This window comes from Streptomyces sp. NPDC057654 (assembly GCF_042800135.1).
Lineage (GTDB): Bacteria > Actinomycetota > Actinomycetes > Streptomycetales > Streptomycetaceae > Streptomyces.
The window spans coordinates 1-3,951 of record NZ_JBHVHQ010000805.1 but is presented as its reverse complement, the minus strand read 5'-3'; the positions used below and the strand labels follow the sequence as shown (position 1 = coordinate 3,951).

Sequence of the window (3,951 nt, the reverse complement as noted above, 5' to 3'; positions counted from 1 at the left end):
GTCTACGTCCCCACGACCGCCACCAGCCGCACCCGCAGACGCCAGCTGCTCGCGGGGTGCCTCGGCAACGGCGTGGAGTGGTACGACTGGACGCTGTTCACCATCCTCGGCGTCTACTTCTCGCGCCAGGTCTTCCCGCACGCGGCGGACAACAGTTTCGTCCCTCTGCTCCAGACCTTCGCCGTCTTCGCGGTGGGCTACTTCTTCCGCCCGCTCGGCGGCCTGCTGCTCGGGGCGCTCGCGGACCGGCGCGGTCGGCGCGAGGCGATGGCCGTCACGTTGTCGCTCATGGGGCTCGGCTGCCTGATACTCGCGGCAGTGCCCACGTACCGCAGCGCCGGGCTGCTCAGCCCGGCCGTGCTGGTCGTCGCGCGGGTCGTACAGGGCCTGGCCGCCGGCGGGGAGTCATCCACCGCCATCGCGTACCTGTCCGAGTCGGCCCCGAGAAAGCGGCGCGGCTTCTACGCGGGCCTGATGCACTCCGGGGAGGGCATCGGCCTCTTGGCGGCCACCGGGGCCGCGGCACTCACCGCCCAGGTGCTGCCGCCGGCGGCGATGAGCGCGTACGGCTGGCGCATCCCCTTCGCTCTCGGCGCGGTCGCCGCGCTGGTCGGCGTATGGATCCGGTACCGGAGCCAGGAGACCAGCGACGTGGCGGAGGCCGTCCGGGCCGGGCGGGCCGAACGGCCACGGGTCCTGGAGTTCCTGACGCGGCATCCCCGCCAGACCCTGGTCCTGGCCGGGGTGGTCCTCGCGGGCACTGCCTCCCAGTACCTCTGGCTGACCTTCCTGCCCACCTACGCCCATCTGACCACCGGCATCAGCCGCTCGACCGCGCTGACGACCAGCACGATCGCCCTCGTATTCTTCGTCGTCGTCCAGCCGCTGAGCGGCCTGGCCGCGGACCGGATCGGGCATCGCCGGATGCTCGTCGCCTTCGGCATCGCGGCCACCGCGCTGACCGCGCCGCTGCTGTTCCTGCTGCGGCCATCGGCGGGTGTGCTCCTGGCCGTACAGTGCGGCGGGGCGCTGCTGTGCTCACTGTGGTCGACATCTTCGCTCGCGGTGATGTCCGACTTGTTGCCCATGCGCTGCCGCGTCACCGGCATAGGCGCCACTTACGGGGCCACCGCAGCTCTGGCCGGCGGCACCCTGCCTCTGGTCGGAACCGCTCTGAGCGGCCACGGCGACATGCCGCTCTTCGGCGGGTACCTCACCGCGCTCGCCCTGATCACCACCGCTGTCTGCGTCTTCGCCCTGCCCAAGGCGCTTCGTACTGTGCAGCCGGGTGGAACCGGCCGGTGCGCCATGCCGATGCCCGTCCCGCTCCCCACGGTGGCCGACCCAACCCCCGTATCCCAATCCCATGTCGTACCCGCGCTGGAAGAGGGCCGGTGACCCGCCGGCCGCGGGACCGCAGCACCTGTCCCGGAGCGTCCATGCGCACCGCACACGACCGTCATGATCCGGCGATGCCCCGTGACTCCGCCGCATCAGCGCGTGCACGGTCACGGAAACTTAGAGCAGACGCGGACACGACGGAACTCTCACGCGAGCGGCGCGTCCTGATCCTGGTGATCTGCTGTACGAGCCTGCTTCTGGTCAGCCTGGACAGCACCATTTTGAACGTCGCCCTGCCGGTGATGCAGCGGGGCCTGGACGCCTCTCTCTCCGGAATGCAGTGGGCCGTCGACTCCTACACCCTGGTCCTCGCATCCCTGCTGACGCTGGCCGGCTCGGCCGCCGACCGCGTCGGCCGCCGCAAGGTCTTCACCACGGGCCTGATCGTCTTCACCCTCGGCTCAGCCCTGTGCTCGGTGGCGCCCGACCTGGAGACGCTCATCCTGTTCCGGGTGGTGCAGGCCATCGGCGGCTCGATGCTCAACCCCGTCGCCATGTCGATCATCACCACCACCTTCACCGACCCTGGGCAACGGGCCCGCGCGATCGGCGTCTGGGGCGGCGTCTTCGGCCTGGCCATGGCCGCCGGCCCCGTCATCGGCGGCCTGCTGGTGGACACGGCCGGCTGGCGGGCGGTCTTCCTCATCAACATTCCTGTCGGTGCCGTCGCCGTCTGGGCCACCCTGCGCTATGTCCCCGAGTCGCGCGCCCCCGCGCCACGCCGGCCCGATCCCATCGGGCAGCTGCTCGTCATCGGGTTGCTCGGCACGGTCACGTACGCCATCATCGAGGCGCCCGGCGAGGGCTGGACCTCGGCGGGGATCCTGGCATGCCTGGTGATCGCCACCGCCTCTCTCCTCGGCCTGCTGAGGTACGAATCACGCCGTGACGAGCCATTGCTGGATCTCCGGTTCTTCCGCAGCGCACCGTTCAGCGGCGCCGTCGCCATCGCCATCACGGGCTTTGTGGTCCTCGGCGGATTCCTCTTCCTCAACACCCTCTACCTGCAGAACGTGCGTGGTCTCGACGCGCTGCACGCGGGCCTGTACCTGCTCCCGATGGCAGCGTTCATGCTGATCAGCGCGCCCGCATCCGGCCGCTTGGTCGCGTCCTGCGGGCCCCGCCCCTCACTGGTTCTCTCCGGCGCTGCCATGGCCCTGGGCAGCGTGCTCTTCGCGGCCTGCAATGCCGACAAATCCCGCCCTCTGCTCTTCCTGGGCTACTGCCTGCTCGGCATCGGCGCCGGCATGGTCAACGCGCCCATCACCAACACCGCCGTCTCCGGGATGCCCCTGTCCCAGGCCGGAGTCGCCTCCGCGGTGGCCACCACCAGCCGTCAGGTTGGCCAGGCTCTGGGCGTGGCCGTCATCGGCGCGGTCCTGGCCCACGGCACCCGGAACATCACCGGCGCCGCATACCCGGATACATTCGCCGACGCCGCCCGGCCCGCCTGGTGGGTCATCACCGGCTGCGGTGTGGCCGTCCTGCTGGTCGGCGCGGCCACCAACGGCCGCTGGGCACAGAAGTCGGCGGAACGCACCGCTCATCTCCTCGCGGAGGCCGACGCACCCGGGCCGCCAAGGAGCGCCGCCTCGCATCCGTGACCGCGTGGCCGAGCAGGGCAGCTGACCTGTGATGCCCCCAACCGCTTGCCCGTTACCTTTTCTGTGGCCCCGCAGTGGGGCGCCTGGCCCCCGGGTCCGGTAGGGCTGTGCCCCCTGTCGAAGTGGATGACCTGGGGGTGTTGCCGCCGGGCTTCGGGGCAGCGCTTGACCGCTGATGAGGGGCCTGACGACCGCCCGGCCGGCGCAATGCCGGACTGTTTGACGGGTGGCATGTCTGCGTAACGTGGTTGCCGGCGTGTGGTGCCGCAGGGACGGCCGGGAGTTGGGGGAATCGAGAGGCGGGGGCACGCGCACATGGTCGACACGACCACGACAGATCTCTTCCTCGGCCTGGACCTGGGCAAGGAGTTCCCCCACGCCCACGGCCGGACCCAGGACGGCAAGACCGTCCACGACAAGCGGCTGCCCAACACCGAGCCGAAACTGCTGGAGCTGTTCACCAGGCTGGTTGCGAAGTTCGGCACTGTCCTGGTGATCGTGGACATGGTTGCCGACGTCGGCGTGCTGCCGCTGACGGCGGCCCGTGCCGCCGGCTGCCGGGTGGCCTACCTGCCGGGACTGTTGATGCGGCGGGCCGCCGACCTGCATCCGGGTGAGGCCAGGGCAGATGCCCGCGACGGTGGCTGACCGGGGCGTGGTGACAGCCCGGCTGCCCGAGCGGCAACAGGGGCCCGAGCTGGACCCCGTGCAGCAGCAGATCCGCACCATCGCCGGGTGGCTGGCCCAGGCCGATGACGCTGGCGAACGGCTCTCCGGCGCCGAGATCGCCCGCCGCCTGGCGGTGTCCCCGCGCACCGGTCAGCGACGGCTGGACAAGGCCATGGCGCTGCGCGAGGAACAGCTGCAGCAGCAGGGCCGCGCGCATCTCCGGCCGGTCGGTGACCGCTGACCGATATGGGTCGCTGACCGACCGAAGGCATCAGCC

The 3,951-nt window shown here is 70.9% G+C and carries 3 protein-coding genes and 1 pseudogene; all 4 read left to right on the top strand.

Features of this window, described 5'->3' with window-relative positions; genetic code table 11:
• Positions 1-1,398 (top strand): MFS transporter (locus ACFU99_RS36220; protein ID WP_384400653.1); only part of this gene is annotated, 1,398 nt, incomplete at its 5' end.
• A 74-nt stretch (positions 1,399-1,472) separates the two neighbouring features.
• Positions 1,473-3,005 carry an MFS transporter gene (locus tag ACFU99_RS36215; RefSeq protein ID WP_384400650.1) on the top strand — a complete coding sequence of 511 codons (1,533 nt, stop codon included), beginning with the start codon at positions 1,473-1,475 and terminating at the stop codon, positions 3,003-3,005.
• 315 nt (positions 3,006-3,320) lie between these two features.
• A pseudogene (locus ACFU99_RS36210) lies at positions 3,321-3,644 on the top strand (transposase); the annotation flags it as partial.
• A 1-nt stretch (position 3,645) separates the two neighbouring features.
• Positions 3,646-3,915 carry a hypothetical protein gene (locus tag ACFU99_RS36205; RefSeq protein ID WP_384400647.1) on the top strand — a complete coding sequence of 90 codons (270 nt, stop codon included), beginning with the start codon at positions 3,646-3,648 and terminating at the stop codon, positions 3,913-3,915.
• Positions 3,916-3,951 lie beyond the last annotated feature (36 nt).